The sequence below is a fragment of the Streptococcus sp. E29BA genome, assembly GCF_041807805.1.
GTDB classification, from domain to species: domain Bacteria; phylum Bacillota; class Bacilli; order Lactobacillales; family Streptococcaceae; genus Streptococcus; species Streptococcus entericus.
In genome coordinates, this window is sequence record NZ_JBGTZA010000069.1 from 1 (window position 1) to 1,131 (window position 1,131).

Below are 1,131 nucleotides of genomic sequence, written 5' to 3' on the forward strand. Positions count from 1 at the left end.
ATGACAACATTAAAACTGAACAGCCTTTACAAGAAGTACCCAAACAGTGACTTCTACTCTGTTGAGGACTTTGATTTGGACATCAAGGACAAGGAGTTCATCGTCTTTGTTGGACCATCAGGTTGTGGTAAGTCGACCACTCTTCGCATGATTGCAGGACTTGAGGACATCACTGAGGGTGAGTTCTACATTGATGATGAGTTGATGAATGACATCGAGCCAAAAGACCGCGATATCGCCATGGTTTTCCAGAACTATGCGCTTTACCCACACATGACGGTCTATGACAACATGGCTTTCGGACTCAAGTTGCGCAAGTACGACAAGGCTGATATCGACCGTCGAGTGCGTGAAGCAGCTGAGATTCTAGCTCTTACCGACTTCCTCCAACGTAAACCAGCTGACCTCTCTGGTGGTCAACGCCAACGTGTGGCGATGGGCCGTGCGATTGTCCGTGATGCCAAAGTATTCTTGATGGATGAGCCTCTGTCAAACTTGGATGCCAAACTTCGTGTGTCCATGCGTGCGGAGATTGCTAAGATTCACCGCCGTATTGGGGCAACAACCATCTACGTGACTCACGACCAGACCGAGGCCATGACTCTGGCAGACCGTATCGTTATCATGTCAGCGACTAAGAACGAGGCAGGAACGGGGACGATTGGACGTATTGAGCAAGTCGGCACCCCTCAGGAACTCTACAATGAACCAGCGAACAAGTTTGTTGCAGGTTTCATTGGTAGCCCTGCGATGAACTTTATCGAGGTGACCTTGTCTGGTGACCGTTTGACGGATGGTAAAGGCTTTGATATTGCTATTCCGGCAGGTTATCGTAAGCTTTTGGATGAGAAAGGTTACCAAGGTAAGAAATTGACTTTTGGTATCCGTCCGGAGGACATTTCATCAGATTTGATTAGTCAAGAGAGCTATCCAGATGCTCGTGTACGTGCTGAGGTGGTTATCTCAGAACTCTTGGGAAGTGACTCTGTTCTTTACTGCAAACTGGGTGAGCAGGAGTTCTCTGCACGCGTTTCAGCGACAGATTACTTGGTACCAGGCTCAACTGTCGAGTTAGCACTCAATGTGTCTAAGGGGCATTTCTTTGACCTTGAGACCGGCAAACGGATTAAA

General features: G+C 48.2%; 1 protein-coding gene. It reads left to right on the forward strand.

The window, feature by feature from the left end; translation table 11 throughout:
• Window positions 1-1,131, forward strand: a 1,131-nt coding sequence (locus ACERC8_RS09920; RefSeq protein ID WP_373659699.1) for an ABC transporter ATP-binding protein, incomplete at its 3' end; no start/stop codon positions are given.